Genomic DNA, 715 nt, shown 5'->3' on the forward strand with positions numbered 1-715 from the left:
TTGACCTCCACTGCGTCGCCGAGCGTGCAGCCCGCCTCCGAGATTGCGTCCTTCAGGCCTTCGCCCTGCAGCGTCTCCATGCCTGAGGCCATTTCGAGCTTCAACGCAAAATTCTTGTAGGACTTACCGGGACGTTTGCGATCAGGGAACCGCTCTTCGCCCACGACTTGATGCGACCGTGATAGGTGGCACGCGAGCGCGCTTCAGGGGCACGTGCGCGGCGGGCCTGCGCATCGGCCTCAACCGGTGCTTCCTCCGTCGTTTCGGGCACTGCCCGTCTAGGGGCAGCCGCACTGCGAGTCGGCTCCTGCTTGACTGAGGAAGGCTGGACGCCGCCCTGAATGACCTGTGCCACCACCTCCGTCACCTTCAAGCCCTCGTGGACTGCTTTGAGAGACCAATGGGGGATTAAGGCAGGCAGCAGCTTGGGACCGAACGGGGTCTCGGTGAGACGGCTCTCGAAGAGCGCAACGAAATGCGCGACTCGATCACCTTCATCGCGAAACAGGTGCGGCTCACCGCTGATGGTCATCTGTGTTTCGTTGTTGCCGCCAGCACCAACCTTGATGGGTTCGGCGTCTGCGTGACGCTGAGGGTTGTCGGCTTTGGGAAGGAGCACCTTCACGAGCGATTCGAGGAACGTCATGCGGCCTCCTACAACAGCGTGCCGCAGAACGAATGCCTCAGTTCGTCGAGATCCTTCTTCAGCCTAGGC

The 715-nt window shown here is 61.7% G+C and carries 1 protein-coding gene; it reads right to left on the minus strand.

Going from position 1 to position 715, the window contains the following annotated elements; genetic code table 11:
• Nucleotides 1-100: 100 nt before the first annotated feature.
• Entirely contained in the window at nucleotides 101-646 is a 546-nt protein-coding gene (locus tag RVY79_RS16830) for a hypothetical protein (RefSeq protein WP_317465618.1), read from the minus strand.
• Between the last annotated feature and the right edge of the window lie 69 nt (nucleotides 647-715).

Source organism: Chromohalobacter sp. HP20-39 (assembly GCF_033052815.1).
Lineage (GTDB): Bacteria > Pseudomonadota > Gammaproteobacteria > Pseudomonadales > Halomonadaceae > Chromohalobacter.

Excerpts from the sequence above, each read along its gene's own strand:
- RVY79_RS16830 (WP_317465618.1), bottom strand. The coding sequence starts at position 646 with ATGACGTTCCTCGAATCGCTCGTGAAGGTGCTCCTTCCCAAAGCCGAC.